This is a genomic window from Streptomyces luteireticuli (assembly GCF_041519305.1).
Taxonomy (GTDB): domain Bacteria; phylum Actinomycetota; class Actinomycetes; order Streptomycetales; family Streptomycetaceae; genus Streptomyces; species Streptomyces luteireticuli.
Window position 1 is genome coordinate 2,094,700 of record NZ_CP167927.1, and the last position, 26,439, is coordinate 2,121,138.

Here is a 26,439-nt window from a genome sequence, read left to right on the forward strand (position 1 = left end):
ACCTCCCGCCATAGGCGGGGGTCGGGTTTCCTTCATGGCAAGTGGTCTTGCCCGTCGTCCACTTCGGTCGGCTCATCGGGAGGAAACCATGAACGGCACTCTGCTGAAGGAACTCACCGGTCGGACCGTACTGGTCACCGGCGGAGCCGGCCTGGTCGGCAGCCGTATCGCCGCCCTCCTGCGGCGGCTCGGGGCGCGGCCGCTCTCGCTCTGCAGGCTGGACGCCTACCCTCGGCACGTCTACCGCGACCTGTTCGGCGTCGATGTCACGGCCGCGGATGTGGTCGTCGGAGACATCCAGAACCCGGACATCGTCCGGAAGGCGGTCGCGGAAAGCGACTACGTGATCCACGCCGCTGCCCTCGCGGACGTCGCGGCCTGCACGCATCGGCCCATGGCCGCCGTCCGGACCAACATCGTCGGCACTCAAATGCTTCTCGACGCAGTGGCCGCGTCCGAACGGATTCGTCGGTTCGTTTTCGTCTCCTCCGCGAGCGTCTACGGAAACGGTGACCCGGATGACTGGGCATGCCCGTGCGACGAACGCCGAACTGTGCGACAACTGCTGGAGTCCGTGTACGGCCGAGTACCGCCCCAATTTCATGAACACGCCACGCTGCGGCCGATGTCCGTGTACGCGAACACGAAGGCGTGGGGCGAGGCCCAGACCGCATTGGTCCTGGGCACCGTGAACACCTCGTACGCGGTCGTCCGTTACTTCTCGGTGTACGGCGAACCGCAAGTGGTCAAGGAGGGCAGCCACTCGTGGGTAGTGGCCTGGTTCGCCGCCCATGCGGCCCTCGGACTGCCACTGCGCCTGAACGGCGGGGGCGGACAGATCCGTGATCTCGTCCACGTCGAGGACATCGCGACGGCCACTGTGCAAGCACTCGTGGCGCCACGGGCCCACAACGAGACACTCAACATCGGAACAGGCACCCCCACCAGCATCCGCACAGTCGCGGAACTGATCGCGGAGCATTACCCGGCCACCCGGTTCGTGGAAATGCCGATGCCACCAGGTGATCCGCTCGGAGGCTTCGCGGCCACGCATCGCATGGAGACGGTGCTCGGCTGGCGACCGGCCATCACGGTCAAGGAGGGGGTGACCCGTTACACGAGGTGGCTGGAGCAGAATCCTGGCGCTCTACCGGCGTGGTTGCGGGCCAAAAGCACCACGAACACCGCCTGATCAGACGACCGGCGGGCGCCCCAGCCGGATCATCCTCCACACCGTGGCCCATCGCATCGGCCGGCGCGGAGGGCATGGTGTGCGCAGTCCTTCCATGAAACCGCCGAACCAGGCCCGGATGCCGGTAACCGAACGGGTGCGGGCCAGTGTCAGCAGAACCCAGGTACCCAAGTAGACAGGCACCAGAGGGGCAGGAAGGTGTCTCTTGGCGAGCCAGACCCGATTGCGCGCGACCATGCGGTGGAAGACCGCGTGTCTGGTCGGCGACGTCCGGGGGTGCCGCAGCACCAACTCCGGCTCATAGAGGACCTTCCAGCCCGCGTCCAGAGCCCGCCAGGCCAGGTCGGTCTCTTCATGCGCGTAGAAGAACGGCTCGGGCCAACCTCCGATCTCCCCCAACATCCGTACGGACAGCCCATGCCCGCCGCCCAGGAACGTGGTCACCAACCCACCCCGCATCGGGTCCGCGGCGCGCAGACGCGGAACGTGGCGCCGCTGGGTGTGTCCCCCCTCGTCAGCGATACGGAAGCCGACGATGCCCAATCGAGGATCCGCCTCGTACATCTCCACGAGCCGGGTGAACACATCCGAGCTGATCAGCAGCCCGTCGTCGTCCAGATCCACCACCACATCGACGTCCCCGAACGCCTGCAACCGGGCCAGGGCCGCGTTCCGCCCGCCGGAAACACCCAAGTTCTCCGGCAGTTCCAGTCCGGTCACCCAGTCGGGGAGCGACGGCAGCGGCGATCCGTTGCCGACCACCACGACCCGTGCCGCAGACGTGTCCTGTCCGGCGACCGACTCCAGCAGGCGGGCCAGTTCGGCGGGCCGCGTTCCCATCGTCAGGATGGCGACGCCAACACGTGAGTGACGCACGGATGAACTCCGTTCCTCGGGTGCGGTGCGGGTGATGCTAGCCGTCCCGAGGAGCAGCCACCGACCACACAACGGAAGGCATGCCATGCCCACCCTTCGCCTCGGCGACTTCCTGACCGCCCCTACCTGCGGGACGCTCGCCAACACCCCGTACGAGCACCTGGAAGAAGCGGAACTCACCGCATTCCTGCGGTCTTGGGAGAGCTGGCACCATCAGGCCCTCGCCCGGCTTCCCCAGCGGATCCATCCCACGGCCCGGATCCACCCGACCGCAATCATCGGTGACGACGTGATCGTCGGTCCGCATGTGCGCGTATGGGAATTCTCCACAGTCCGCGCGGGCTCGGTGCTCTGCGCCGGCGTCTCAGTCGGCTTCAACTGCGAGGTCACCCGTTCATTCCTCGGAGAGCGGGCGATCCTGGGCCACCGCATCGGGATCAGCCGCACCTTGGTCGGCGCCGACGCCCATCTGTCCGCGAATCTGACGGTCGCAGCCATCAGCATGTGGAGCCCACATATGAGCAGGCCGGAGCGGGAGATCGTGCTGCGTACCCCGAGCGGACTCTACCGATGCGGGACACCGCAGTTCGGCGCCGTGATCGGCGACCGGGTCCAGACGGGCAACAGCATCAGCCTCGGCCCCGGTCTCGCCGTCGGACGCGACTGCCGCATCGCCAGCGGCGTCACCCTTGCCGGACGCACCCTCCCCGACCACAGCATCGTCAGCGCCCCGCACACGGGCGACGTCCATGTACGACAACGCGCCCGCGCACAAAGGCAGATGCCCCCGCTGCTCAGCGTTCCTTCTGCGCCAGCCGCAGCAGATGGTCCGCCAGCGCCTGCCCGCCCACCGGATCCCGGCTGATCAGCAGGACCGTATCGTCACCGGCGATCGTGCCGATGATCTCGTGAACGCCCGCCTGGTCGATCGCCGAGGCGAAGAACTGCGCCGCACCCGGCGGGGTGCGCAGCACGACCAGGTTCGCGGATGCCTCCGCCGAGATCAGCAGTTCGCCGGCCAGGCGCGCCATGCGGGCCTCCGTCGCGGACTCGCCGAGCGGTGCGCGCGGGGTGCGGTCGCCGCCCTCCGACGGGACGGCGTAGATCAGTTCGCCGCCCGTGTTGCGGATCTTGACCGCGCCGAGTTCGTCGAGGTCCCGGGAGAGGGTGGCCTGGGTGACGGTCAGGCCGTCGTCCGCCAGCAGGCGGGCCAGCTGGCTCTGGGAGCGGACGGCCTGCCGGCCGAGGATGTCCACGATCCGGCGGTGGCGCGCGGTGCGGGTCTGCGGCACGGCCTGTCCGCTGTGAACGGGCTCGGTCTCCTGCGGCGCCTCGGTCATCGTCTCGTCAGTCTCCGGATCGTCGTTCTGCTGGGACGTCTTCGTCCCACGCACCCCTCAGGCGGCAGCGGCGGCGTCGAGGACGCCGGGCAGCGCCCGGAGGAACGCGTCCACCTCATCTTCCGTGATGATCAGCGGTGGAGCCAGCCGCACCACATCGGGTGCGACCGCGTTCACCAGGAGGCCGGCTTCCTGCGCTGCCCGCTGCACATCCGGTGCGAGGGGCTCGGAAAGGACAATACCCAGCAGCAGGCCCGCACCACGGATGTGGTCGACGAGGGGGTGGCCGAGCGCAGTGATTCCGTCACGGAGGAGCGTTCCCGTCCGGCGGACGCGGTCGAGGGCGTCGTCGGCGGCGAGAGTCTCGAGGACGGCGAGGGCGGCGGCGCAGGAGACGGGGTTGCCGCCGAAGGTGGAGCCGTGCTGACCGGGGGTCAGCAGGTCGGCGGCCTCGCCGAAGGCGAGGGTCGCACCGATGGGGAGGCCGCCGCCGAGGCCTTTGGCGAGGGTGAGGACGTCGGGCTCGACGCCCTGGGCGAGGTGCTCGAACCAGTGGCCGGTGCGGCCGATACCTGTCTGGATCTCGTCCAAGACGAGAAGCGTTCCCGTGGCGCGGGTGATGTCGCGGGCGGCGGCGAGGTAGCCGTCGGGCGGGACGACGACGCCGTTCTCGCCCTGGATGGGTTCGAGGACGACCAGGGCCGTGTCGGTCGTGACTGCTGCGCGCAGGGCGTCGGCGTCGCCGTACGGGACGTGGGTGACGTCGCCGGGGAGGGGGAGGAAGGGGGCTTGTTTGCCCGGCTGTCCGGTCAGGGCCAACGCGCCCATCGTGCGGCCGTGGAAGCCGCCCTGCGCGGCGACCATGTGCGTACGGCCGGTCAGGCGGCCGATCTTGAACGCGGCCTCGATCGCCTCGGCGCCGGAGTTGGAGAAGAAGACACGGCCGGGGCGACCGCCGGAGAGGGCGAGCAGGCGCTCGGCTAGAGCGACCGGCGGCTCGGCGGCGTACAGGTTCGAGACATGGCCGAGGGTCGCGATCTGGTCGGAGACGGCGCGGACGACGGCGGGGTGCGCGTGGCCGAGCGCGTTGACGGCGATGCCGCCGACGAAGTCGAGGTACGAGGCGCCGTCGGCGTCCCAGACCGTACTGCCCTCGCCGCGGACGAGGGGGATGCGCGGAGTGCCGTAGTTGTCCATCAGAGCGCCCTGCCAGCGCTTGGTGAGATCGGCGTTGTTCACCGGGACTCCCCCTCCGGGTCGGGGACGGGGTCGGGGACGACCATCGTCCCTATGCCTTCGTCCGTGAAGATCTCCAGCAGGATCGAGTGCTGGACGCGGCCGTCTATGACGCGGGCCGTGCCGACGCCGTTGCGGACGGCGTGCAGACAGCCCTCCATCTTGGGGACCATTCCGCTGGCCAGATCTGGCAGCAGGGCCTCCAACTCGCTCGCGGTGAGGCGGCTGATGACCTCGTCGCTCTCGGGCCAGTCCGCGTAGAGGCCCTCGACGTCGGTGAGGACCATCAGCGTCTCCGCGCCGAGGGCGGCGGCGAGCGCGGCGGCGGCGGTGTCGGCGTTGACGTTGTAGACGTGGCCGTCGTCGGAGCTGCGGGCGATGGACGAGACGACGGGGATGCGGCCGTCGTCGAGCAGCGCCTCGATCGCGCCGGTGTCGGTGGCGGTGATCTCGCCGACGCGGCCGATGTCCACCCGCTCGCCGTCGATGTGGGCGTAGCGCTTGCCGGCGCTCATGGTGTGGGCGTCCTCGCCGGTCATGCCGACGGCGAGGGGGCCGTGCCGGTTGAGCAGCCCGACCAGTTCGCGCTGTACCTGGCCCGCAAGCACCATGCGGACGACGTCCATCGCCTCGGGCGTGGTGACCCGCAGCCCGGCCTTGAACTCGGAGGGGATACCGAGCCGGTCGAGCTGGGCGCTGATCTGCGGGCCGCCGCCGTGGACCACGACCGGGCGCAGCCCGGCGTGCCGGAGGAAGACGACGTCCTGGGCGAAGGCGGCCTTGAGCTCGTCGTCGATCATCGCGTTGCCGCCGAACTTGATGACGACGGTCTTGCCGTGGTGCCGGGTGAGCCAGGGCAGCGCCTCGACGAGGGTCTGAGCCTTGGGGAGGGCGGTGTGTTTGCGGGCGGGGGTGCTGGGGGTGCTCATGAGGAGTAGGCGCTGTTCTCGTGGACGTAGTCGGCGGTGAGGTCGTTGGCCCAGATGACGGCGGACGCGTCGCCCTCGGCCAGGTCGGCGGTGATCCTTACCTCGCGGTAGCGCATGTCGACGAGGTCGCGGTCGTCGCCGACGGAGCCGTTGCGGCAGACCCAGACGTCGTTGATCGCGACGTTGAGCCGGTCCGGGTCGAAGGCGGCGGAGGTCGTGCCGATCGCGGACAGCACCCGGCCCCAGTTGGGGTCCTCGCCGTGGATGGCGCACTTGAGGAGGTTGTTGCGGGCGATGGAACGGCCGACCTCGACGGCGTCGTCCTCGCTCGCGGCATTGACCACCTCGATGCGGATGTCCTTGCTCGCACCCTCGGCGTCACCGATGAGCTGACGGGCCAGGTCGTCGCACACCGCCCGTACCGCCTCGGCGAATTCGGCCGAGTCCGGCACGACACCGGACGCGCCGGAGGCGAGGAGCAGGACGGTGTCGTTGGTGGACATGCAGCCGTCGGAGTCGACGCGGTCGAAGGTGGTGCGGGTCGCGCTCCGCAGTGCCTCGTCCAGCCCGGCCGTGTCCACGTCCGCGTCGGTGGTCAGGACGACGAGCATCGTCGCCAGCCCGGGCGCGAGCATGCCTGCACCCTTGGCCATGCCGCCGACCGTCCAGCCCTCGCCCTTGGCCACAGCCGTCTTGTGCACGGTGTCGGTGGTCTTGATGGCGATGGCGGCCTTCTCACCGCTGTGCGGGGAGAGTTCGGAGGCGGCCTTCTCGATGCCCGGCAGGAGGCGGTCCATCGGCAGGCGGACCCCGATGAGCCCGGTCGAGGCGACGGCGACCTCGCCCGCGCTCACGCCGAGCACCTCGCCGGCCTTCTCGGCGGTGGCATGGGTGTCCTGGAAGCCCTCGGGGCCGGTACAGGCGTTGGCACCGCCGGAGTTGAGGACGACGGCGGCCACCTGCCCGCCCCTGAGTACCTGTTGCGACCAGAGGACGGGGGCGGCCTTGACGCGGTTGGCGGTGAAGACACCCGCCGCTGCCAGGCGCGGTCCCTGGTTGACCACCAGGGCGAGGTCGGGGCTGCCGCTCTCCTTGATCCCGGCGGCGATCCCCGCCGCCGTGAACCCCTGTGCTGCCGTCACGCTCATGGCGCCACTCCCATGGTGGTAAGACCCAGGCCCTCGGGAAGACCGAGGGCGATGTTCATGCTCTGCACCGCGCCACCCGCGGTGCCCTTCGTCAGGTTGTCGATCGCACTCACGACCACGATCCGGCCCGCGGCCTCGTCCAGCACCGCCTGCACCTGCACCGCGTTCGACCCCACCACCGCACCCGTCGACGGCCACCGCCCCTCCGGCAGCAACCGCACGAACACCTCGTCGCCGTAGGCCCTCTCGAAGGCGTCCCGCACGGCTCCGGCCGTCACCCCGCCCCGCGCCTTCGCGCTGCACGTGGCGAGGATCCCGCGCGGCATGGGCGCGAGCACGGGCGTGAAGGAGACGCCCACCCGCTCCCCGGCGACGGCCGACAAGTTCTGCACGATCTCCGGGGTATGCCGATGTGCACCCCCGACACCGTACGGAGTCATCGACCCCATGACCTCGCTGCCGAGCAGATGGGGCTTGAGCCCCTTGCCCGCCCCCGAGGTCCCGGACGCCGCCACGACCACCGCCTCCGGCTCCGCCAGATCGGCCGCGTACACGGGCCACAGGGCCAGTGACACCGCCGTCGGATAGCACCCGGGAACGGCGATCCGCCGGGCCCCCTTCAACACCTCGCGCCCGCCGGGCAGTTCCGGCAGACCGTACGGCCACGTCCCCGCGTGCACGGACCCGTAGAAGCGCTCCCACTCCCCGGCGTCCGCCAGCCGGAAATCCGCCCCACAATCCACGACAAGGACGTCAGGACCGAGTTGCTCGGCTATCGCGGCGGACTCCCCGTGCGGCAGCGCGAGGAAGACGACATCGTGACCGGCGAGCGCCTCGGGCGTGGTGGGCCCGAGTATCCGGTCGGCGAGCGTCGGCAGGTGGGGCTGCAGCTCCCCCAGCGGCTTGCCGGCGCTGGAGTTCGCGGTCAGGGCCCCGATGGTGATCTCGGGGTGCCCGAGCAGCAGACGGAGGATCTCCCCGCCCGCGTACCCACTGGCTCCGGCTATTGCCGCTCGTATGGCCATCACGCCTCCTCGGTGATGGCATGACTATACGGAGTAGTGAAGTTTTATGCAATGCCCTCGTTTTATGCATCTCCTCGGTGAAGCGATCGGCACCACAGCACCGGGCCGGACTGTTACTCCGTGTTAGCCTCAAACGCTGTCCGGCCCGTTCCCCTCATTGCGTCGGCTGCCACTCCTGCCGGGCCTTCCTCGGTACGTTCCCCCTTGCGGAAGGCTCTCCATGAACCACCCGGACCCCACCCCGGACCCCACCCCGGCAACGGCCCCGGTCACCTCCTTCGCCGACCTGGAACTGCCGGCCGGGATACTGCGCACACTCGCCGACCTCGGCGTGCGCGAGCCCTTCCCCATCCAGGCGGCCACGCTGCCCAGCGCCCTCGCGGGACGCGACGTCCTGGGGCGTGGGCGCACCGGATCGGGCAAGACGCTCGCCTTCGGCCTGCCGCTGCTCGCCCGGACGGCCGGGCGGCGCGCGGAGCCGAAGCAGCCCCTCGCCCTGGTCCTGGTGCCCACCCGGGAGCTGGCCCAGCAGGTCACCGAGGCGCTCGCGCCGTACGCCGACGCGCTGCGGCTGCGGATGGCCACGGTCGTCGGCGGCATGTCGATCGGCCGGCAGACCGCCGCCCTGCGCGACGGGGCCGAGGTCGTCGTCGCCACCCCCGGCCGCCTGCACGACCTCGTCGAACGCGGGGCCTGCCGCCTGGGGCGGGTACGGATCACCGTCCTCGACGAGGCCGACCAGATGTGCGACATGGGCTTCCTGCCGCAGGTAACCGAGGCGCTCGACCAGGTGCGCCCCGACGGCCAGCGGATGCTGTTCTCGGCCACCCTGGACCGCGACGTCGACGACCTGGTCGGCCGCTACCTCCACGACCCCGTCGTCCACTCGGTGGACCCGTCCGCGGGCGCGGTCACGACGATGGAGCACCATGTGCTGGTCGTCCACGGCCCCGACCGGTACGCCGTCACCACGGAGATCGCCGCCCGCGACGGCCGCGTCCTGCTCTTCCTGGACACCAAGCACGCCGTCGACCAGCTCACCCGGCATCTGCGGGCCAGCGGGGTGCACGCCGCGGCCCTGCACAGCGGCAAGTCCCAGCCGCAGCGCACCCGGACCCTCGCGCAGTTCAAGGACGGTCGGATCACCGTTCTGGTGGCGACCAACGTCGCGGCCCGCGGTCTGCACGTCGACGACCTCGACCTCGCGGTCAACGTCGACCCGCCCACCGACCCCAAGGACTATCTGCACCGCGCGGGCCGCACCGCCCGGGCCGGTGAGTCCGGCAGCGTCGTCACGCTGGTGCTGTCGGGCCAGCGCCGCGAGCTGAGCCGGCTGATGGCCGAGGCCGGCATCGAGCCGACGGTCACCAAGGTGCGCTCGGGCGAGGCGGAGCTGAGCCGGATCACCGGGGCCAAGGCCCCGTCCGGCATCCCGCTCGACGGCGGGCCCGCCGCGCCCCGCCCCAAGAACACCAACACCCCTTTCCGCGGCCTGGGCACCAGCAAGGACGCCTCCCGCGGCACCGGCGGCAAGTCGTCCCGCAGGGCCACCGAGGCCCGCAAGCTCGCCGAGGCCCGCAAGGCGGCCCGGGTGCGCCGCGGCGGCTGAGGGGCGGCCCGCACCCGGCACCCCTCACGGCCTGACGAACACCTTCAGCGCCTCCCGCTCCGCCATTGCCCGGTAACCGTCCGGGACTTCGTCCAGGCCGACCGTGCGGTCGAAGACCCTGCCGGGTTCCACCGCACCGTCGAGGACGTCGGGGAGCAGCTCCTCGATGTAGGCGCGCGCGGGGGCCACGCCGCCGGTGAGGGTGACGTTGCGGAGGAACATGTCGCGTCCCACCGGGCCCTCCTCGTACTGGGGGACGCCGACGCGGCTCACCCTGCCGCCGTCGCGCACCGCGCCGAACGCCGTCTCCAGGGCCGGGCGCGTGCCGACGCACTCCAGCACCGTGTGGGTGCCCTCGCCGTCGGTCAACTCCCTTACGCGGGCGATGCCTTCCTCGCCGCGCTCGGGGATCACGTCCGTCGCACCGAAGTCGCGGCCGAGGTCGGTGCGGGAGGCGTGGCGGCCCATGAGGAGGATCCGTTTGGCGCCGAGCCGGCGGGCGGCCAGGACGGCGCAGAGGCCGACGGCGCCGTCCCCGACGACCGTCACCGTCGTGCCGGAGCCGACCCCGGCCGTGACGGCGCAGTGGTGGCCGGTGCAGAACACGTCGGCGAGGGTGAGGAGGGACGGGAGGAGGACGGAGTCCTCGGCGACGGGGAGTTTGACGAGGGTGCCGTCGGCCCAGGGGGCGCGTACGGCCTCGCCCTGGGCGCCGTCCACTCCGTCCGCGCCCCAGTAACCACCGCGCGGGCAGGAGGTGTGCAGGCCCTCGGTGCAGAACTGGCAGGTGTTGTCCGCGTAGGCGAACGGCGCGACGACGACGTCGCCGGGCTTCAGCCGGGACACGTCCGCGCCGGTCTCCTCGACCACGCCGAGGAATTCGTGCCCGATCCGCTCGCCCTCCCCGGTGGCGGGGCGGGATCCGTAGGGCCATAGGTCGCTGCCGCAGATGCAGGTGCGCAGGACGCGTACGACGGCGTCGGTGGGTTCCTGGACGCTCGGGTCGGGGACGTCCTCGACACGGATGTCGCCGGCCCCGTAGATCAGGGTGGCTTTCATGGGCTCGTCCGGTATTCGTCGTCGGTGACGTGGTCGCCCCATTCGGTCTCGGGGCCGTGGCCCTCCCCGGCGCCCTCCCACATCGCCAGGTGGGTCATGAAGTGCCCGGGGGCCGCGCCGTGCCAGTGCCATTCGCCCGGGGGCGTGTGGACGGTGTCCCCGGCGCGCATTTCGAGGACCTCGCCGCCGCGGGCCTGCACCCGCCCGACGCCCTCGGTGACGTGGAGCGTCTGCCCGACCGCGTGCCGGTGCCAGGCGGTCCTGGACCCGGGGGTGAAGCGGACCGCGTTGACGCGGATCCGCGACGGTCCGGTGCCCGCGGCGATGACGTCGAACCAGACCTCGCCGCTGAACCACCTGGCGGGCCCCTTGACGGTCGGTTCCTTCGGAAGCATCTCCATGCCGTCCTCCCGTCCGGGCAGAAGGGAAGCGCCCCGTCCTTTTCACCTTCGCACCACGGGTACGGGGCCGCCAGACGGGCCCCCGTCCACCTCCCTCTCCACCGGTCGCCCGACTGCGCGCGTCCCGTCGTTCGCCGACCCTGGACGTATGGGACGTATGGACAAGCACCACCACGAGCACTACGAGGTGACCGTCGCCAACCGGACCGGCCACCCCCTGGAACTGACCGCCCGGTCCGTCTCCGGCAGCTTCGACCGGGCGCCGGAGACCGGGCACGTGCTGGCGCCCGGGGAGACGGACACGTTCGACGTGGGGACGGACCGGCGGCCCGGGGAGACGGGCACGGCATCGCTCTCGTACCGGATGACCGACGCGCCGGTGGCGTTCAGCGCGGTGACCGGGCCGCCGGAGACGGCCCGGTCGCGCGGCACGATGCAGGGGGCGGGCGGCGAGGACTACGCGTGCACGGTCGACCGCGACGCCCGCCGCGGGCGGAGCTTCATCACCGTGGAGCGGATGCGGTCCCGGATTCCGCCGATGGGGATGTGACGGGTGCGCCGGAGGCGAGCAGCGCGGCGAAGCGGTCGACGGCGCGGTCCGCGCGCTCGCGGTCGCCGGTGACGGCGAGGTCGAGGAGCAGGCCCCGGACCAGGGCCATGACCATCGTCGGCGTGACGGTGTCGGCGGGCCCGTCGGCGAGGTCGCGAAAGGTGGCGCCGAGGGTACCGAACCACTCGGTGACCACGTCGCGCAGCTCCGGGTAGTTCTCCGGGTGGGCGACGGCGTCGGCGTGGACCTCGAAGAACAGCCGCACATACGGGGCGCGTTCGGGCGCGCTGATCCACGCCCAGATGCCGCGCAGCCGCTCCTGCGGGGTGGCCGTCCCCGGCAGCAGGTCCTCCGCGACCCGCGCCGCGCCGCGGCGGCGGGCCTCGGCGAGGACGGCGGCGACCAGCTCCTGCTTGCTGCCGAAGTCGTAGAGCAGCATGCGCGGGCTGGTGTCGAGCGCGGCCGCGAGCGGGCGCAGGCTCAGTCCGGCCAGGCCGTTGGCCAGGACGTAGTCGGCCGCGCGGGCGAGCGTGCGCTCGCGCCGGGCCGGGTCGGCGGGTCGCCCCATCCGGATCACCTCTCCATCGCCTCCGTCGTCGTACGGAGTTTATGGTACGACTGTTTCAACAACGACGAGGGAGGGAACCACCGGTGAACGCAGACACGAACGACGTGGTCGTCACGGGCCTGGGGGCCACGACACCGCTGGGCGGGGACACCGCGTCGACCTGGTCCGCGATGCTGGCCGGACGGTCGGGGATCGGCCGGATCGAGGAGGAGTGGGCGCGGTCCCTGCCGGTGCGGATCGCGGGCCGGCTGGCGGTCGAGCCGACGGACGTCCTGGACCGGGTGCAGGCCCGCCGCATGGACCGCTGCGAGCAGATCGCGCTGATCGCCGCGCGCGAGGCGTGGGCGGACGCGGGCCGGCCCGAGGTCGATCCGGAGCGGCTGGCCGTCGTCGTCGGCACGGGCACCGGGGGCGCCCTGACCCTGCTGGGACAGGACGACGTCCTGGAGGCGTCCGGGGTCCGCAAGGTCTCCCCGCACACCGTCCCGATGCTGATGGCGAACGGCCCGGCCGCCTGGGTCAGCATCGAACTCGGCGCCAAGGGCGGCGCCCACACGCCGGTCAGCGCCTGCGCCTCGGGGGCCGAGGCCATCGCGCAGGGCCTGGACCTGATCCGGCTGGGCCGGGCCGACGTGGTCGTGGCGGGCGGCACCGAGGCGTGCGTCTGCCCGCTGCCGATGGCCGGCTTCGCCCAGGCCCGCGCCCACTCGACGCGCAACGACGAACCCGCCCGCGCCTCCCGCCCGTTCGACCGCGACCGGGACGGGTTCGTCATCGGCGAGGGCGCGGCCGTGGTCGTGCTGGAGCGCGCCTCCTTCGCCGCCGCGCGGGCCGCCCGCGCGCACGCCGCGCTGGCCGGGGCCGCGGTCACCTCGGACGCGCACCACATCACCGCCGCCCATGCGGAGGGCCAAGTGCGGGCGATGCGCGGGGCGTTGGCCGCCGCCGGGCTGTCACCCCGGGACATCGACCACGTGCACGCGCACGCGACGTCGACGCCCCTGGGCGACCTGACCGAGGCCCGGTCGGTGGCCGAGGCCCTCGGCACCCACCCGGCGGTGACCGCCACCAAGTCGATGACCGGCCACCTCTTCGGCGCGGCGGGGGCGCTCGGGGCGATCGCCGCGATCCTGGCGTTGCGCGAAGGGGTCGTGCCGGCGACGGCGAACCTCGACTCCCCCGATCCCGAGGTGGCGCTCGACGTCGTGGCGGGCGGGCCGCGCAGGATGCCGCTGCGGGCGGCGGTGGCGAACGCGTTCGGCTTCGGCGGGCACAACGCGTCGCTGGTGTTCACCGCCGCGCAGTGAGCCCCGTAAGGGAGTTCACCAGCTCTGCGTGCCCGCGACCTGCCGGGTGCTGGCGTTGATCCGGTTGAAGAAGTTGCTCAGCGAGATCATCAGGACGAGGGAGGCGAGTTGCTTCTCGTCGAAGTGCTCCGCCACCGCGTCCCAGACCTCGTCCGGCACCGCGTCCGTCCGGTCCGCCAGCCGGGTCGTCGCCTCGGCGAGGGCCAGCGCCGCGCGCTCGGCGTCGTCGAAGTACGGCGCGTCCCACCAGGCCGAGACCGCGAAGAGGCGCTCGTCGGTGTCACCGCCGCGGCGCGCGGAGCGGACGCCCGTGCCGACGCAGAAGCTGCACCCGTTGATCTGGCTCACCCGCAGATGGACCAGCTCCAGCGTCTTCTGCGGGACTCCGCCCTGCTGGACGGCCTTGTAGAGCGCCATGATCGGGTCCAGGGCCTCGGGGAGGAGGCTCGCGGGGTTCTTGAGGCGGGGCTTGAGGTCCATGGCCGTTCTCCTTGCGTTCGTACGGTGCTTTCACCGGACTGACGGAGCACGGCGGCGATGTGTGACAGGAATCCTCAGATGTTTTCCGCGTCGTTGACCAGCAGCGCGATCTGCACCCGGTTGTTGAGCCCGAGCTTGGCGAGGACGCGGGAGACGTGTGTCTTCACCGTGGGCACGCTCATGTACAGCCCGGCCGCGATCTCCGCGTTGGACTCGCCGCGGCCGACCGCCCGGGCCACCTCGTGCTCCCGCTCGCCGAGCAGGGCGAGCCGCTCGCGGGCCCGGGCGGCGCGCTCGCGGCGGCCGTCGCCGCCGCCGTCCGACACCCGGTCGATGAGCTGCCGGGTCACGGCCGGGGAGAGCACGGGCTCACCGGCGGCGACCTTCCGGACGGCCTCGACGATCTGCGCCGGAGGCGTGTGCTTGAGCACGAATCCCGCGGCGCCCGCGCGCAGGGCGCGCAGCACGAGCTCGTCCGTGTGGAAGGTGGTCAGCACGATCACCTCCGGCGGACGGGGACGGGCGCGCAGCAGCTCGGTGGCGGCGAGCCCGTCCACGGCCGGCATCCGGATGTCCATGAGGACGACGTCGGGCGCGTGCGCGTCCACGAGGGCCGCCACCTCGCCGCCGTCGGACGCCTCCGCGACGATGTCGAGGCCGGGCGCGCCACCGAGCATCAGCCGGAGCCCGGCGCGCACCAAGGGGTCGTCGTCGACGAGGAGGACGCGGACGGGGGCGTGCTCGCCTATGCGCTCGGTCACCGGGGCCGCCTGGGAAGTCGGGCTGATCTGAAGGGTTTTCACCCTATACGGTGCTGTGCCAGGGCCACCCGGTGCTCTGCCGGGGCCACCGGTGCTGTGCCAGGGCTGCCGGTGCCATGCCGGGGCTACCGGGACCACGCCGGGGCGGGAACGTGCCGGGCAGGCGCCCACGGGAGGCGGGCGCGCAGGACGAAGTCGCCACCGGAGCGGCCGTGTTCGAGCCGGCCGTCGGCCAGCCGCACCCGTTCGGCCAGTCCGGCGAGCCCCTGCCCCGCGCCGGGGATGGCGGCGGCCGGGGCACCCTGGGGCAGGGCGTTGCGCACCTCGACGACGAGCCCCTCGGCGGGGCCGCCGCCGACGGTGACCGTGACCGCCGCGTCCGGCGCGTGCTTGCGGGCGTTGGTCAGGCCCTCCTGGACGATCCGGTAGACGGTGCGCCCGGTGGCCGCGGGCGCCTCCCCGTCGTCGTCCACCCGCAGGCCGAGGTCCACCCGCATCCCCGCGCCGCGCGACTCCTCGACGAGCCGGGGCAGGTCGCGCAGGGTCGGCTGGGGGCGCTCCGGGGCGTCCTCCCCGGTGGGCAGCCGCAGTACGCCGATGATCTCGCGGAGGTCCTCCAGGGCCTGGTGGGCGCTGGCCCGGATGACCTCGCCGGCCCTGCGGACGTCCTCCGGCGGGGCGTCCGGGCGGAATTCCAGGGCGCCCGCGTGCACGCTCAGCAGCGACAGCCGGTGGGCGAGCACGTCGTGCATCTCCCGCGCGATGTCCTCGCGCGCCTGCCGCCGCGCCTCGGTCCCCGCCCGCTCGGCGCGGTCGTGCAGCTCGGCGATGAGCCGGTGCCGGGAGCGGGTGTACAGGCCCCAGCCGAACGCGCAGGTGACCAGCGCGTAGTAGGTGATCCCGGAGGCGACGGCGGACTCGCTCAACTCCGGCTGCCGGAGCAGGAGGAGGGGGCCCGGGGCGGCGGCGAGGGCGGCGGTCCAGCGGGTGACGCGGGGCGGCCGGTGGGCGGCGACGGTGAAGATCGCGACCAGCGTCGGTCCCGTGACGAAGTGCGAGAAGCTGCCCGCGACCAGCAGTGCGGCGGCGAGCTGCACCGGCCACCGGCGCCGCAGGAACAGCGCGGCACAGGCGAGCCCGCCGGCGAGCTGGTCGGCGAACAGCGCCCCTTCGGACAGCTCCCGGCCGGCCAGCGCGTTGTCGGCGGTGAGCACCGAGAAGGCGCCGGCGAAGAGGAAGAAGCCGAGGTCGGCGGCGCGGTCGCGGGTGGTGGTGCGGGTCATGTCCGCAATGTACGTCGCGGGGGCGGACGCCAGGGGGTCCCGGGCGCGGGCCGATACCTTCGGACGACAGGCCGGGCCCCGTCCCGCGACTTCGGTCGGCGGACCGGCTGCCGTGGGCCGATGCCCGGGGAGGGCGCGGGTGCCTACCGTCGATCGCATGAAGAATGTGCTGGGGTTTGCGAGCTTCGTCCTGATCATCGGTGGGCTGGCCGGGCTGGTCCATGAATGGATCGGAGGATTCCGGCTCTTCGGATTCCTGCGATATGTGACGCCCGAGGGCTACGAGGTCTATGCGAACGTGGTGTTCGTGGTGCTGGGGGTCGCGGCGGGGGCGCTGGCGGAGGCGAAATCCCGGTGACGGGCGGGGTGTTCGCCCTGCATGATGCCCCGCATGACGATCCGAGAGGCAAACAGGGTGGACTGGCCCGCGATCTGGTCGTTCTTCCGCGAGATCGTCGCGGCCGGGGAGACCTTTCCGTACCCGCCGGACATCGGCCCGGACGAGGCGCGCGAGCTGTGGATGGCGCGGCCGCCGGGCCGAGTGACCGTGGCGGTGGACGAGGCGTCCGGAGCGGTCCTCGGCACGGCGAACATGGCCGCCAACCGGCCGGGAAACGGCTCCCACGTCGCGAGCGCCAGCTACATGGTCGATCCGGCGGTCGCGGGGCGGGGCGTGGGGCGGGCGCTGGTGGAGGACTCGCTGGGGTGGGCAAGGAACGCCGGGTTCCGGGGCATGCAGTTCAACGCGGTGGTGGAGAGCAACACGAGGGCGGTGGGCCTCTACCGGTCACTGGGCTTCGAGGTCGTGGGGACGGTCCCCGGGGCGTTCCGGCATCCCCGGCTGGGGTTCGTGGGGCTGCACGTGATGTACCGGGCGCTGGGGGGAGAACCGGAGGTCTCCGCGTCCGGCCCCACCCCCGGCCCGGCCCTGACCGTCGGCGACGCCGACCCCGCGCTGCTCGACCGGCTGACCGAGGAGCTGATCGCCCACAACTCGGCCGCCACGGGCGCGTCCGACCGTGGCGCGCTGACGGTCAAGGCCGTTGATCCGGGCGGGCAGTTGATCGGCGGGCTGACCGCACGGACCTGGGGAGGCCTGTGCACCGTGGACCTGCTCTGGGTACGGAAGGACAGCCGCAAGGACGGCTGGGGCGGCAGGATCCTGCGCGCCGCCGAGGCGGAGGCCCTGCGGCGGGGATGCGACCGGGCCGCCGTCTCCTCCTTCACCTTCCAGGCTCCCGGTTTCTACCGCCGTCACGGCTACGTCGAGACCGGCCGGTCCCCGGGGATCCCCGGAGGGCACACGGACGTGCACCTGTTCAAGTCGCTGACCGGCGGCCCGACGGCTCCGCACTGACCCATCGGACACCCCCAGGCCCCATTGACCGTCCCGCACCGCCTGCGGTTGGATCCCGTGGCCTACCTGGGGAGGACCGCATGCGAAGAACCGCAGGGGTCGCGCTCATCGCGGCCGTCATCACAGCGTTGACCACGCCCCGGGCCACCGCCCACCACCCGCCGGACATCACCCGCGTGAGCACGGCCGCCGACGGCACCCAGGCGGACCGGGCGTCGAACCGCGCGTCCATCACACCGGACGGCCGCTACGCGGCGTTCTCGTCCCACGCCACCAACCTCGTGCCCGGCGGCAGGCCGGGCCTCACCGAGACGTACGTCCGCGATCTGCGCACCGGCCGGGTGACGGCCGTCCCCGGCGGGCTGAACGCGCCCGTGCTCAGCGCGGACGGGCACTACGCGGCGTACATCTCCTGGGGCAGCCACACCATCAACGTGTTCCGCGCCGACCTGCGGACGGGGCGGCAGGAACGGGTGGACCCGGACGCGGGGTTCGACGGCGGCTCCAGCCCGTCCATCAGCGGCGACGGCCGGTACGTCGCCTATCTGGCCTCGCCCCGGCACCCGGAGGACCCGCGCTCGGTCAAGGTGCGGGACATGGTCACCGGGGCCGCCGAGACCGTCAGCGACAGCCGCCCCGGCAGCACCGCCCGGCACGTGGGCGACCCGTCCCTGAGCGCCGACGGCCGTTACGTCGCGTACGAGGACCAGGACCGCCACCGCGTGCTGGTGCGCGACCGCACCACCGGCACGCTCACCCCGTACGAGGACGGCTCCCCGTCGGAACTGGTGCAGTTGAGCGCCGACGGCCGCACGCTGGTGACGGCGTCCGGCGACGGCACCCGCGTACGCGACCTGCGCAGCGGGACGGCGCGGCGGCTGCCCGGCGTCCGGGGCGCGGCGGTCGCCCCGGACGGCCGGTATCTGCTGTACGCGGACGGCGCGTCCGTGCTCCGCGTGCGCGACCTTCACTCGGATACGGACCGCCCGGTGGCGGCGCAGGCGGCCACGGCCGGGCCGGGGTCGGTGACGGCGGGCGGGCGGGGCGTGGTGTTCACCTCCGAGGCGGCCGATGTGGTGCCGGGCGACACGAACGGCGTCGCGGACGTCTTCCTCGCGCGCCTGCGCTGAGCGCGGACGAGGTCGGGGACGAGGGTGAGGAGCCCCAGCGCGGCCAGCACGGCGCCGAGCCAGAGCGGGCCGCGCAGCCCGAAGCGGCCGACGGACAGACCGCCGACCGAGGAGCCGATCATCACGCCGAAGGTGATGAAGGAGGAGTGGACGGTGTTGACCAACGGCCGTGCGTTGGCGGTCCGTTGGACCCGGACGATCATCGCCGGGTTCATGGTGACGCCGGCCAGGCCGATGCCCAGCATGCACACCACGGCGGGGACGGCGAGATGGGCGAGCAGGGCGAAGCCGGTGAGGAAGGCCAGGTTGAGGGCGAGTCCGCAGAGCAGGACCGGCAGCGCGTACCGGTCGGCGAGGCGGGCGACGACGGTGTTGCCGACCACGGTGGCGGCGCCGTAGGCGATCAGCAGCGGCGCGACGGCGCCGGTACCGAAGCCGGTGACCTCGGTGAGGACGGGGTTGAGATAGCTGAACGCGGCGAAGGTGGCGCCGATGGTCAGGGCGCTGGTGGAGAGCACCAGCCACAGCCGCGAGTTGCGGAAGGCGGCCAGCTCCCGGCGGACGTCACCGCCGCCCTCGGACGGGCCGAGGCGGGGCACACCGGCGGCGGTGGCCAGGGCGGCGGCCCCGGTCAGCAGGGTGATCGCCCAGAACGCGGCGCGCCAGCCCAGGCGTTCGCCGACCAGGGTGGAGAGCGGCAGGCCGAGGAGCGTCCCGAGCATCAGGCCGTTCATGACCACCCCGATGGCGCGGCCGCGCACGGCCGGCGGGGTCAGCTGGGGCGCGAGGGAGAGCGCGATGCCGAAGAACGCCTGGGCGGCGACGCCGGTGATGACGCGGGCCGCCAGCATCACCCCGTAGCCGGAGGCGGTGGCGGCCAGCACGTTGCCGGCGAGGAAGACGGCGAACAGCGTGAAGAGCGCGCTTTTCTGACCCAGCCTCAGCAGGGCGACGGTGAGGAACGGGCCGCCGAGGGCCATGGCGGCGGCGTAGGCGGTGATGAGGTAGCCGATCTCGGGGACGGAGACGCCCAGCCCCTCGGCCATCTGCGGCATCAGCCCGGCGACCACGAACTCGCTGGTGACCATCGCGAAGATGCCCAGGGAGAGGACGTAGACGGGGCGGGGGACGGTTACTGCTCGGCTCATGACGGGATCACTCATTCCGAATATCTAACCGATCGTTCCAATATAAGGGCGAAAGAAAGCCCCCTGGAGCGATCCAGGGGGTACACCCGGGCGGGGCCGGGTCAGCGCAGCAGGCTCAGCGCCGACTCCACGGCATCCTCCAGGCGCCGGCGCGCGTCGGCGGTCTTGCCGATGACGCGCAGCCCCTGGAGGAAGGTGACGAGGAAGCGGGCCAGGGCGCGCGGGTCCGCGTCCTCGGCCAACTCGCCCTGGTTACGGGCCCGGACGAGCGCTCCCGTGAGCGCCGTCTCCAGCTCGGTCAGGGCGGTCTCGACGCGCCGCTCGGCCTGGGCGTCGCCGGGCAGCACCTCGACGGCGGCGTTGGTGACCAGGCAGCCCTTGCGGTGGGGGTCGTCCAGCGACTCGGCCGCGTACAGGAGCAGCAGGTCCCGCACGGCGGGCAGGGCGGGACCGGGCCGGCCCAGCACGCCCATGGCCACGTCGCTCTTGTCCTCGCAGTAGCGGTCGAGCGCCCGCAGGTACAGCGCGTGCTTGCTGCCGAAGGTGGCATAGATACTGCCCCGGTTGACGCCGAGGTGGTCCACCAGGTCCTGGAGGGACGTGGCTTCGTACCCCTTGCGCCAGAACAGCTCCAGCGCGGCACGGAGCGCCACGTCCGGATCGAATTCCTTGGTCCTGGCCATGTCGATGACGCTACCCGAACCAAACCGATCGTTCAAGAAAGAACGGGTTCCCCGAACCAGAGGCGGAGGGCGGCACCGAGCCCGGCCGCCGGGCCGGCGCCCGACGCCCAGGCGACGAAGCCGTCCGGGCGCACCAACAGCGCTCCGGTCTCCAGCCGTTCGGGGCAGCGGGCGGTGACGAGCTCCACCCGTCCCGCGTAGCCGTCGGCCGCCGCCCGCACCACCGGGTCGTCGTGGAGGTCGAGGAGCAGGGCACGGCCCCGGTGGAGATGGTCGCCGAGCCGGGTGCCGTCGGCGAGGGCCAGGTCGGGTGCGCTGCGGCCGGTCAGCGGGTGGTCGCCGGGCAGGTCGTAGCCCTGCCAGGAGCCGGAGATCTTCTTGACGAAGTAGGTCGTGCCCTCGACCGTCCCCATCAGGCCGGCCACGACGGCCCGCATCGCGCGGGCGTGCGGCCCCGGCCGCATGACGGCGATCTGCGCCCGCGTCCACTCCAGCACCCAGGCGCCGATGGGGTGCCGCTCGGCGGTGTAGGTGTCGAGCAGTCCCTCGGGGGCGTCGCCCCGGACGGTTGCGGCGAGCTTCCAGCCGAGGTTCATCGCGTCGCCGACACCGAGGTTGAGGCCCTGCCCGCCGAACGGCGAGTGGACGTGTGCCGCGTCGCCCGCGAGGAGGACGCGGCCCTTGCGGTAGGCCGTGGCCTGGCGGGCGTTGTCGGTGAAGCGGGTGGCGGAGTGCACGGCGGTGACGGTGACGTCCACTCCGGCGACGCGGCGCAGGCTGTCCTCCAACTCCGCCGCCGTGACCGGGGTTTCGCGGTCGGCGGGCGGTCCGTCGAACTCGACGGTGAGGATGCGGCCGGGCATCGGCCCGTGGACGTAGTGCCCGGTCTCCGTGGTCTGCCAGCCGACGCCGAGCGCCTCGGCGCCCTCCATAGAGACGAGCGCCTGCCTGCCGGTGATCTCCGGATCGGTGCCGGGGAAGTCGAAACCGGCCGTCTTGCGGACGGCGCTGCGGCCGCCGTCGCAGCCGACGAGCCAGCCGGTGCGGACGGTTCCGGCGTCGGTGTGGACGGTGACGCCCTCGTCGTCGGCCTCGAAGCCCTTGATCTCCGTACCGCGCCGGATCTCCGCGCCGAGCTCCGCCGCCCGCGCCTCCAGCAGCTCTTCGAGCCGCTGCTGCGGGACGAGTCCGACGGTCGCGGCCGGGCCGGGGTCGCCGAACTCCGGGTCGGAGACGTCGAGGAGGCTGCCGTCGAGCGGGAGCGCGGCGAAGTGCCCGGCGAAGCGCGGCGCGGGCTTCAGCTCCCCCGCGCCGGTCTCCCGCGCCCGGGCCACGAACGAGCTGAACCGGCCCATGGCCTCCTGCTGGATCTCCGCCAGGGCGGGCAGCAGTCCGCGCCGGTAGTACGCCTCCGCGCTGGGGGTGTTGATCGCCCCCGCCTTGATGGTGGTGTCCACGGCGGCGCGGCGCTCCAGGACCAGCACCCTCACGCCGGCGAGGGCGAGTTCGCAGGCGAGGGTGAGTCCGGTGGGGCCGGCTCCGGCGACGACGACGTCGGGACGGTCGGTGGTGAGGCTGTTCATGGCTTCACTGTAGTGACTAAAACTTTTTAGTCGATATAACCTTGGTCACATGACCGACGAACTCCCCCTCCGCGAACGCAAGAAGCTGCACACCCGGCAGCGCATCTCCGACGTCGCCACCCGGCTCTTCTTCGAGCGGGGCTTCGAGCAGGTGACGGTGGCCGAGGTGGCGAAGGCGGCCGAGGTGTCGGCGATGACGGTCTTCAACCACTTCCCGCGCAAGGAGGACCTCTTCCTGGACCGGATCCCGGAGGAGATCGCGCTGTGGACGGAGGCGGTACGGGAGCGGGACCCGGACGAGTCCCCGCTCGCCGCCCTGCACCGGCTGGCGCTGCGGCTCATCGACGGGAACCACCCCCTGTCGGCGGTCGGTTACGCGCCGTTCTGGCGGGTCGTGCTCGGCTCACCGGCCCTGCGGGCGCGGGCCCGGGAGGGGAGCGAGGAGCTGGAGACGGCGGTGGCGTCCGCGATCGCGGAGACGGACGCGGACGACGCGTCGCCGCGGATGACGGCGGCGCTGGCGGTGGCGGCGTGGCGGGGGGCGTGTGCGGCGTCGGTGGGGCGGGTGTTGGGGGGTGAACGGGTGGATGTGGTGATGCGGGAGCATCGGGAGCTGGTGGATCGGGCGTTCGGGGCGCTGGGGGGTGTGTTGCCGCTGGCGCGGTGAGTTTGCCCCTGGCCCGCCCTTTCACCGTTTCTTGCGCGCTCCGCGCGGGTGTCCTCAAACGCCGGACGGGCTGATTTTCAGCCCGTCCGGCGTTTGAGGACTTCACCCGAAGGGCGAATGGGGCCCGGGGTCTCCCCGGAAGAAACGGTGAAAGGGCGGGCCAGGGGCAAACTCCCCCGCGTCAGCCACCCCCCAACGCCACCCCCAACCTCCGCACCCCCTCCCCCAACTCCCCCACCCCGCCCACCCCCGCCATACACATCCGCACATACGGAGCTGGCGGCTCGGCCGCGTAGTACAGGCGGCCCGGTGCCACCGCCACCCCCGCCCGGAGCGCCGCCGCGACGAGGCCCGCCTCGTCCGTGCCCTCGGGCAGCCGTGCCCAGATATGGAAGCCGCCGGGCGGCACGAAGTCGACGGCGACGGAGGGGAGTTCGCGGCGCACGGCGGCGAGCAGCGCCTCCCGGCGGACACGCAACTCCCCCGCCACCGCCCGCCCGTGCCGCCCCCACGCCGGTGAGCCGACGAGTTCCAGCGCCGCCTCCTGCACCGGCCGGGGCACGAAGAAGCTGTCGACGATCTGGACGGCGCGCAGCCGGTCGAAGACGGGGCCGCGCGCGGCCAGCGCGCCCACCCGCAGGCTCGGCGAGGTGAACTTGGTCAGCGAGCAGAGGTGGACGACGACCCCGTCGGGGTCCTCGGACGCGAGCGACGGCGGCAGCGGCGGCGCGTCCTCGTGCGCGAGCCGCCGCGCGAAGTCGTCCTCGACGACGAACGCCCCCGCGGCCCGCGCCAGCCGCAGCACCTCGCGCCGCCGCGCAGCGGAGAGGACGGCCCCGGTCGGGTTCTGGAACAGCGGCTGGGTGAAGAACACCCGCGCCCCGGTGGCCCGGAAGGCCTCGGCGAGCAGATCCGTGCGGACCCCGTCGGCGTCGACGGGGACGGGCACCGGCCGCAGCCCGGAGGCCCGGGCGGCGGCGAGGACGCCGGGGTAGGTCGGCGACTCGACGAGCACCGGCGCCCCGGGCGGGGCGAGCGCGCGCAGGGCGGTGGTCAGGGCGCTCTGGCCGCCGGCGGTGATCAGCACATCGCCGGCGGCGACCGCCCCGCCCGGCCCGCCGATCTCGCGGGCGAACCAGGCGCGCAGCGCGCCGACGCCCTCCAGCGGCGGCCGCTCCCAGGCGCCGGGGCGGCGTCCGGCCCGGGCGAGCGCGGCGGCGAGGGCGCGTTCGGGCTGGAGGGCGGGGTGCAGATAGCCGCCGCAGAGGTCGATGACGCCGGGCGGGGTCGGGGTGAACGCGGCCAGCACCCGGCCGGCGTCCACGGAGCGGGGCACCGTCCGGTCGCCGGGTTCGGCGCTCAGCGCGACCTGCTGCCAGGAGGTGTCGCCACGTTCCGCCCGGGCGGCGGGCGCGGACGCCGGCTCCGCGCGGAAGGCGCCGGCCCCGGGCCGGGTGACGACGAGGCCCTCGGCGGTCAGGACGGCCAGGGCGCGGGAGACGGTGACGGGGCTGGCCCGGAAGCGGTCCACGAGGGACCGGCTCGACGGGAGCTTCTCACCGGGTGAGTAGCGGTCGAGCTCTCCGCGGAGGATCCCGGCGAGTTCGGCCACACTGCTACGCTCGTGCATGACAGCACAAGATAGCGCTACTCCACCGAGTGCGATAGCGGTGCGCAGCGGAAACAGCGGCAGCGGAAGCAGCGGCACCCTCCTCGCCCTCCTCGGCGTGGGCATGTTCTCGCTGACCTTCCCGGCGACCGTCTGGGCGCTGGACGGCCTCGGCCCATGGTCGGCGACGGCCTGCCGGGCCGTGCTCGGCACCCTGATCGCGGCCGGTTTCCTGACGGCCCGCCGGGCGCGGCTGCCGGACCGGCGCCACCTCGTACCGCTGGCCGTCGTCGCGGCCGGCGTCGTGGTGGGCTTCCCGCTGCTGACCACGCTCGCCCTGCGGTCCTCGACGACCTCGCACGCGGCGGCGGTGGTCGGCCTGCTGCCGGTGACCACGGCGGCGTACGCGGCCGTACGGGCCGGGACCCGGCACTCAAAGGCGTTCTGGGGCGCGGCGCTGACGGGCGCCGCGGTGGTCGTCGCCTTCGCGGTGCAGCAGAGCGGCGGCCGTCCCGGCACGGGCGATCTCTATCTGTTCGCCGCCCTGCTGATCTGCGCCGCGGGCTATGCGGAGGGCGGGATGCTGGCCCGGGAGCTGCCCGGGTGGCAGGTGATCGGCTGGGCGCTGGTGCTGAGCCTGCCCCTGACGCTGGCCGGTGCGGCGGTCGCGCTCGCCGTCGAGCCCGTCCACCTCACGGGCCGTGCGACGGCCGGCCTGCTCTGGCTGGGCGTCTCCCAGTTCGTGGGCCTGTGGGTGTGGTACCGGGCGATGGCTCTCACGGGGGTGGCCCGGGCCGGGCAGCTCCAGCTCGCCCAGCCGCTGCTGACCCTGGTGTGGTCGGTGACCCTGCTCGGGGAGCGGCTCGCCCCCGCTGCACCGCTGGCCGCCGTCGCCGTGCTGGTGTGCATCGCCGTGACACAGCGGGCGGGGTCGCCGACCCGGTCGGACCGTAGACCGCGCCCGGCCGGGTCGGCGAACCTAGACTTGGACGTATCCCGGTCATCCAGATGAGAGGGGCATCGCCGATGCATGCGAGCAAGGGCGACAAACTGGTCGTGCACGGCAGGATCGTCGGGCAGCAGGACCACACCGTGGAGATCGTCGAGGTGTTGGGCCGCGACGGGACCCCGCCGTACCGGGTCCGGGACGCGAAGGGCCACGAGACGATCATGTCCCCCGGCCCGGACTCGGTGGTCGACCACCGCAAGGCGACCGGTACCGCCTGACACCGACACTCAACGGGGCGGGCGCGCGCGGCGCGGGTAGTGGTCCTTCACCACGCGCGCCATCGCCCCGATCGGGTCGTCGGCCACCTGCCGGGCCGAGAAGTAGACATTGCCCCGCACCTCGGAGCGGCGCCGGGCGAGGGTGAGATGGCGGGAGAGCTCGGCCGGGTCCTGCCAGGGCGCGGGCTGTCCCGAGGCGCCCTGCCGGTAGAGGGCCTCGCCGATGTAGAGGTCGACCCCGGTGCCGTGCACCGTCTTCGCCCACCAGGGCACGAGCCGGGCGTAGTCGGCCGCGGAGTTGCCGATGTGCCAGTACACCTGGGGGACGATGTAGTCGATCCACTGCTCGCGGACCCACTTGCGGGTGTCCGCGTAGAGGTCGTCGTAGGTCTGCACCCCCGCCTTGGTGTCCGAACCCCGGGAATCGGTGGACTTGTTGCGCCAGACGGCGAACGGGCTGATGCCGAACCGCACATGCTTCTTGCGGCTCCTGATCCGCTCCCCCGTCTCGCGCACGAGCCGGTCGATGTTGTCCCGCCGCCAGGCGGCCCGGCTCGGGAAGCCCTTGCCGTGCTCGCGCCAGGCGGCGTCGTCGTCGAACTCCTTGCCCGCCGCGGGGTACGGGTAGAAGTAGTCGTCGAAGTGGACGCCGTCGAGCTCGTAGTGCCAGACCGCGTCGAGCATGGCGTCCTGGACGAAGCGGCGCACCTCCGGGAGCCCGGGGTTGTAGTAGAGCTTGCCTCCGTAGGGGACGGCCCAGCCCGGATGGACCCGGGCGGGATGGGAACGGACGAGGCGCCCGGGGTCGGTGTGGTTGGCGATGCGGTACGGGTTGAACCAGCCGTGCAGCTGGAGGTCCCGGTCGTGGGCCTCGCGGACGGCGAACCCCAGCGGGTCCCAGCCGGGGTCCCGGCCCTGATGGCCGGTCAGGAACTCCGACCACGGCTCGTACCGCGAGGGCCAGAACGCGTCGGCCGTGGGCCGGATCTGGAGGATGACGACGTTGAGCCGCCGGGAGAGGGCCGCGTCGTAGAGCGCGCGCAGCTCGCGCTTCTGCCGGTCCGGGGAGAGCCCCGGTTTCGACGGCCAGTCGAGGTTGGCCACGGTCGCGGCCCACATGCCACGGAACTCGGTGGTGTTGGCCGCGGCCACGGCCGAGGCCCGCGGCGCCCCGAGGGCGAGCCCGCCGGCCGCCAGGGTCGTGGCCGCTGTGAACCGTCTTCGCGTCATACGTCCCATTGCTGGTCACTCCTTGTCGGATGTGTCACACC

At 72.8% G+C, this 26,439-nt stretch carries 27 protein-coding genes and 1 pseudogene; 11 read left to right on the forward strand and 17 right to left on the reverse strand.

The window, feature by feature from the left end:
- The first annotated feature begins 88 nt into the window (after positions 1-88).
- Positions 89-1,192: an NAD-dependent epimerase/dehydratase family protein gene (locus tag AB8735_RS08620; RefSeq protein ID WP_372406457.1), complete on the forward strand. Its 1,104-nt coding sequence runs from the start codon at positions 89-91 to the stop codon at positions 1,190-1,192.
- Here AB8735_RS08620 and AB8735_RS08625 read toward each other — a convergent pair whose 3' ends face one another.
- The gene (locus AB8735_RS08625; RefSeq protein ID WP_372406459.1) at positions 1,193-2,068 is read right to left on the reverse strand and encodes a glycosyltransferase family 2 protein; all 876 of its coding nucleotides are present in this window, start codon (positions 2,066-2,068) and stop codon (positions 1,193-1,195) included.
- Between the two features lie 85 nt (positions 2,069-2,153).
- Between AB8735_RS08625 and AB8735_RS08630 the strand changes: the two genes are divergently transcribed.
- Complete coding sequence (locus AB8735_RS08630; RefSeq protein ID WP_372406461.1) at positions 2,154-2,933, forward strand: transferase; 780 nt, start codon at positions 2,154-2,156, stop codon at positions 2,931-2,933.
- Here the strand turns inward: AB8735_RS08630 and AB8735_RS08635 are convergent.
- Genes AB8735_RS08635 through argC form a run of 5 tightly spaced genes read right to left on the reverse strand, consistent with a single transcriptional unit; the run spans position 2,863 to position 7,746 of the window.
- Entirely contained in the window at positions 2,863-3,408 is a 546-nt protein-coding gene (locus tag AB8735_RS08635; RefSeq protein WP_344030062.1) for an arginine repressor, read from the reverse strand. The two genes, AB8735_RS08630 and AB8735_RS08635, sit on opposite strands and share 71 nt — an antisense overlap.
- Before the next feature lie 57 nt (positions 3,409-3,465).
- Positions 3,466-4,647: an acetylornithine transaminase gene (locus tag AB8735_RS08640; protein ID WP_372406463.1), complete on the reverse strand. Its 1,182-nt coding sequence runs from the start codon at positions 4,645-4,647 to the stop codon at positions 3,466-3,468.
- Positions 4,644-5,573 carry an acetylglutamate kinase gene (gene argB / locus AB8735_RS08645; protein WP_372406464.1) on the reverse strand — a complete coding sequence of 310 codons (930 nt, stop codon included), beginning with the start codon at positions 5,571-5,573 and terminating at the stop codon, positions 4,644-4,646. Before argB ends, AB8735_RS08640 begins: the two co-directional genes overlap by 4 nt.
- Positions 5,570-6,721: a bifunctional glutamate N-acetyltransferase/amino-acid acetyltransferase ArgJ gene (gene argJ / locus AB8735_RS08650; protein WP_372406466.1), complete on the reverse strand. Its 1,152-nt coding sequence runs from the start codon at positions 6,719-6,721 to the stop codon at positions 5,570-5,572. The genes argB and argJ overlap by 4 nt, the downstream gene beginning before the upstream one ends.
- On the reverse strand, positions 6,718-7,746 hold the full coding sequence (gene argC / locus AB8735_RS08655) for an N-acetyl-gamma-glutamyl-phosphate reductase (protein ID WP_372406468.1): 1,029 nt from the start codon (positions 7,744-7,746) through the stop codon (positions 6,718-6,720). The genes argJ and argC overlap by 4 nt, the downstream gene beginning before the upstream one ends.
- A gap of 220 nt (positions 7,747-7,966) precedes the next feature.
- Between argC and AB8735_RS08660 the strand changes: the two genes are divergently transcribed.
- A complete protein-coding gene (locus AB8735_RS08660) occupies positions 7,967-9,355 on the forward strand; it encodes a DEAD/DEAH box helicase (protein ID WP_372406469.1) in 1,389 nt (462 codons plus the stop codon).
- A 24-nt stretch (positions 9,356-9,379) separates the two neighbouring features.
- Here AB8735_RS08660 and AB8735_RS08665 read toward each other — a convergent pair whose 3' ends face one another.
- Together AB8735_RS08665 and AB8735_RS08670 are read right to left on the reverse strand one after the other, a co-directional pair.
- Positions 9,380-10,414 (reverse strand): zinc-dependent alcohol dehydrogenase family protein, encoded by a 1,035-nt coding sequence (locus AB8735_RS08665; protein ID WP_344027595.1) that lies wholly within the window; start codon positions 10,412-10,414, stop codon positions 9,380-9,382.
- Positions 10,411-10,815, reverse strand: coding sequence for a cupin domain-containing protein (locus AB8735_RS08670; RefSeq protein WP_344027593.1), 405 nt, complete (start codon positions 10,813-10,815; stop codon positions 10,411-10,413). Before AB8735_RS08670 ends, AB8735_RS08665 begins: the two co-directional genes overlap by 4 nt.
- A gap of 148 nt (positions 10,816-10,963) precedes the next feature.
- Here AB8735_RS08670 and AB8735_RS08675 point away from each other — a divergent pair, with 148 nt between their 5' ends.
- Complete coding sequence (locus AB8735_RS08675; protein ID WP_344027591.1) at positions 10,964-11,365, forward strand: hypothetical protein; 402 nt, start codon at positions 10,964-10,966, stop codon at positions 11,363-11,365.
- Here the strand turns inward: AB8735_RS08675 and AB8735_RS08680 are convergent.
- Positions 11,319-11,933 (reverse strand): TetR/AcrR family transcriptional regulator, encoded by a 615-nt coding sequence (locus AB8735_RS08680; RefSeq protein WP_344027589.1) that lies wholly within the window; start codon positions 11,931-11,933, stop codon positions 11,319-11,321. The two genes, AB8735_RS08675 and AB8735_RS08680, sit on opposite strands and share 47 nt — an antisense overlap.
- An 83-nt stretch (positions 11,934-12,016) precedes the next feature.
- Between AB8735_RS08680 and AB8735_RS08685 the strand changes: the two genes are divergently transcribed.
- Positions 12,017-13,240 carry a beta-ketoacyl synthase gene (locus AB8735_RS08685; protein ID WP_372406471.1) on the forward strand — a complete coding sequence of 408 codons (1,224 nt, stop codon included), beginning with the start codon at positions 12,017-12,019 and terminating at the stop codon, positions 13,238-13,240.
- 15 nt (positions 13,241-13,255) lie between these two features.
- Here the strand turns inward: AB8735_RS08685 and AB8735_RS08690 are convergent, their stop codons facing one another.
- The 3 genes from AB8735_RS08690 to AB8735_RS08700 form a co-directional block, all read right to left on the reverse strand.
- A complete protein-coding gene (locus AB8735_RS08690) occupies positions 13,256-13,720 on the reverse strand; it encodes a carboxymuconolactone decarboxylase family protein (RefSeq protein ID WP_344027585.1) in 465 nt (154 codons plus the stop codon).
- A gap of 74 nt (positions 13,721-13,794) precedes the next feature.
- Positions 13,795-14,508, reverse strand: coding sequence for a response regulator (locus tag AB8735_RS08695; protein ID WP_372411797.1), 714 nt, complete (start codon positions 14,506-14,508; stop codon positions 13,795-13,797).
- Between the two features lie 98 nt (positions 14,509-14,606).
- Positions 14,607-15,764, reverse strand: a complete 1,158-nt coding sequence (locus tag AB8735_RS08700) for a histidine kinase (RefSeq protein ID WP_344027581.1) — start codon at positions 15,762-15,764, stop codon at positions 14,607-14,609.
- Positions 15,765-15,921: 157 nt separating this feature from the next.
- Between AB8735_RS08700 and AB8735_RS08705 the strand changes: the two genes are divergently transcribed.
- From AB8735_RS08705 to AB8735_RS08715, 3 genes and pseudogenes are all read left to right on the forward strand, one after another.
- Positions 15,922-16,122 (forward strand): hypothetical protein, encoded by a 201-nt coding sequence (locus AB8735_RS08705; RefSeq protein WP_344027579.1) that lies wholly within the window; start codon positions 15,922-15,924, stop codon positions 16,120-16,122.
- 33 nt (positions 16,123-16,155) lie between these two features.
- Positions 16,156-16,644: pseudogene (locus AB8735_RS08710) on the forward strand (N-acetyltransferase family protein); the annotation flags it as partial.
- Positions 16,630-17,121 (forward strand): GNAT family N-acetyltransferase, encoded by a 492-nt coding sequence (locus AB8735_RS08715; protein ID WP_372411798.1) that lies wholly within the window; start codon positions 16,630-16,632, stop codon positions 17,119-17,121. The pseudogene AB8735_RS08710 and the gene AB8735_RS08715, both read left to right, overlap by 15 nt.
- Positions 17,122-18,088: 967 nt before the next feature.
- Here AB8735_RS08715 and AB8735_RS08720 read toward each other — a convergent pair.
- From AB8735_RS08720 to AB8735_RS08730, 3 genes are all read right to left on the reverse strand, one after another.
- A complete protein-coding gene (locus tag AB8735_RS08720) occupies positions 18,089-19,399 on the reverse strand; it encodes an MFS transporter (protein WP_372406472.1) in 1,311 nt (436 codons plus the stop codon).
- 101 nt (positions 19,400-19,500) lie between these two features.
- Entirely contained in the window at positions 19,501-20,082 is a 582-nt protein-coding gene (locus AB8735_RS08725) for a TetR family transcriptional regulator (RefSeq protein ID WP_372406473.1), read from the reverse strand.
- 32 nt (positions 20,083-20,114) lie between these two features.
- The gene (locus AB8735_RS08730) at positions 20,115-21,665 is read right to left on the reverse strand and encodes an FAD-dependent oxidoreductase (RefSeq protein WP_372406474.1); all 1,551 of its coding nucleotides are present in this window, start codon (positions 21,663-21,665) and stop codon (positions 20,115-20,117) included.
- Between the two features lie 49 nt (positions 21,666-21,714).
- On the opposite strand from AB8735_RS08730, the gene AB8735_RS08735 reads away from it, so the two are divergent.
- The gene (locus AB8735_RS08735; protein WP_372406476.1) at positions 21,715-22,332 is read left to right on the forward strand and encodes a TetR/AcrR family transcriptional regulator; all 618 of its coding nucleotides are present in this window, start codon (positions 21,715-21,717) and stop codon (positions 22,330-22,332) included.
- A gap of 181 nt (positions 22,333-22,513) precedes the next feature.
- On the opposite strand, the gene AB8735_RS08740 is transcribed toward AB8735_RS08735, so the two are convergent.
- The gene (locus AB8735_RS08740; protein WP_372406477.1) at positions 22,514-23,962 is read right to left on the reverse strand and encodes a PLP-dependent aminotransferase family protein; all 1,449 of its coding nucleotides are present in this window, start codon (positions 23,960-23,962) and stop codon (positions 22,514-22,516) included.
- On the opposite strand from AB8735_RS08740, the gene AB8735_RS08745 reads away from it, so the two are divergent.
- Together AB8735_RS08745 and AB8735_RS08750 are read left to right on the forward strand one after the other, a co-directional pair.
- Positions 23,961-24,953 carry a DMT family transporter gene (locus tag AB8735_RS08745; RefSeq protein WP_372406479.1) on the forward strand — a complete coding sequence of 331 codons (993 nt, stop codon included), beginning with the start codon at positions 23,961-23,963 and terminating at the stop codon, positions 24,951-24,953. The genes AB8735_RS08740 and AB8735_RS08745 overlap by 2 nt on opposite strands.
- A gap of 14 nt (positions 24,954-24,967) precedes the next feature.
- A complete protein-coding gene (locus AB8735_RS08750) occupies positions 24,968-25,168 on the forward strand; it encodes a DUF1918 domain-containing protein (protein ID WP_344027567.1) in 201 nt (66 codons plus the stop codon).
- Between the two features lie 9 nt (positions 25,169-25,177).
- On the opposite strand, the gene AB8735_RS08755 is transcribed toward AB8735_RS08750, so the two are convergent.
- Positions 25,178-26,407 carry a glycoside hydrolase family 10 protein gene (locus tag AB8735_RS08755; protein WP_372406481.1) on the reverse strand — a complete coding sequence of 410 codons (1,230 nt, stop codon included), beginning with the start codon at positions 26,405-26,407 and terminating at the stop codon, positions 25,178-25,180.
- Positions 26,408-26,439: the final 32 nt, after the last annotated feature.

Excerpts from the sequence above, each read along its gene's own strand:
- AB8735_RS08620 (WP_372406457.1), top strand. The coding sequence starts at position 89 with ATGAACGGCACTCTGCTGAAGGAACTCACCGGTCGGACCGTACTGGTC.
- AB8735_RS08630 (WP_372406461.1), top strand. The coding sequence starts at position 2,154 with ATGCCCACCCTTCGCCTCGGCGACTTCCTGACCGCCCCTACCTGCGGG.
- AB8735_RS08635 (WP_344030062.1), bottom strand. The coding sequence starts at position 3,408 with ATGACCGAGGCGCCGCAGGAGACCGAGCCCGTTCACAGCGGACAGGCC.
- argB (WP_372406464.1), bottom strand. The coding sequence starts at position 5,573 with ATGAGCACCCCCAGCACCCCCGCCCGCAAACACACCGCCCTCCCCAAG.
- argJ (WP_372406466.1), bottom strand. The coding sequence starts at position 6,721 with ATGAGCGTGACGGCAGCACAGGGGTTCACGGCGGCGGGGATCGCCGCC.
- argC (WP_372406468.1), bottom strand. The coding sequence starts at position 7,746 with ATGGCCATACGAGCGGCAATAGCCGGAGCCAGTGGGTACGCGGGCGGG.
- AB8735_RS08660 (WP_372406469.1), top strand. The coding sequence starts at position 7,967 with ATGAACCACCCGGACCCCACCCCGGACCCCACCCCGGCAACGGCCCCG.
- AB8735_RS08665 (WP_344027595.1), bottom strand. The coding sequence starts at position 10,414 with ATGAAAGCCACCCTGATCTACGGGGCCGGCGACATCCGTGTCGAGGAC.
- AB8735_RS08670 (WP_344027593.1), bottom strand. The coding sequence starts at position 10,815 with ATGGAGATGCTTCCGAAGGAACCGACCGTCAAGGGGCCCGCCAGGTGG.
- AB8735_RS08675 (WP_344027591.1), top strand. The coding sequence starts at position 10,964 with ATGGGACGTATGGACAAGCACCACCACGAGCACTACGAGGTGACCGTC.
- AB8735_RS08680 (WP_344027589.1), bottom strand. The coding sequence starts at position 11,933 with ATGGGGCGACCCGCCGACCCGGCCCGGCGCGAGCGCACGCTCGCCCGC.
- AB8735_RS08690 (WP_344027585.1), bottom strand. The coding sequence starts at position 13,720 with ATGGACCTCAAGCCCCGCCTCAAGAACCCCGCGAGCCTCCTCCCCGAG.
- AB8735_RS08700 (WP_344027581.1), bottom strand. The coding sequence starts at position 15,764 with ATGACCCGCACCACCACCCGCGACCGCGCCGCCGACCTCGGCTTCTTC.
- AB8735_RS08705 (WP_344027579.1), top strand. The coding sequence starts at position 15,922 with ATGAAGAATGTGCTGGGGTTTGCGAGCTTCGTCCTGATCATCGGTGGG.
- AB8735_RS08715 (WP_372411798.1), top strand. The coding sequence starts at position 16,630 with ATGTACCGGGCGCTGGGGGGAGAACCGGAGGTCTCCGCGTCCGGCCCC.
- AB8735_RS08720 (WP_372406472.1), bottom strand. The coding sequence starts at position 19,399 with ATGAGCCGAGCAGTAACCGTCCCCCGCCCCGTCTACGTCCTCTCCCTG.
- AB8735_RS08725 (WP_372406473.1), bottom strand. The coding sequence starts at position 20,082 with ATGGCCAGGACCAAGGAATTCGATCCGGACGTGGCGCTCCGTGCCGCG.
- AB8735_RS08730 (WP_372406474.1), bottom strand. The coding sequence starts at position 21,665 with ATGAACAGCCTCACCACCGACCGTCCCGACGTCGTCGTCGCCGGAGCC.
- AB8735_RS08735 (WP_372406476.1), top strand. The coding sequence starts at position 21,715 with ATGACCGACGAACTCCCCCTCCGCGAACGCAAGAAGCTGCACACCCGG.
- AB8735_RS08745 (WP_372406479.1), top strand. The coding sequence starts at position 23,961 with ATGACAGCACAAGATAGCGCTACTCCACCGAGTGCGATAGCGGTGCGC.
- AB8735_RS08740 (WP_372406477.1), bottom strand. The coding sequence starts at position 23,962 with ATGCACGAGCGTAGCAGTGTGGCCGAACTCGCCGGGATCCTCCGCGGA.
- AB8735_RS08750 (WP_344027567.1), top strand. The coding sequence starts at position 24,968 with ATGCATGCGAGCAAGGGCGACAAACTGGTCGTGCACGGCAGGATCGTC.
- AB8735_RS08755 (WP_372406481.1), bottom strand. The coding sequence starts at position 26,407 with ATGGGACGTATGACGCGAAGACGGTTCACAGCGGCCACGACCCTGGCG.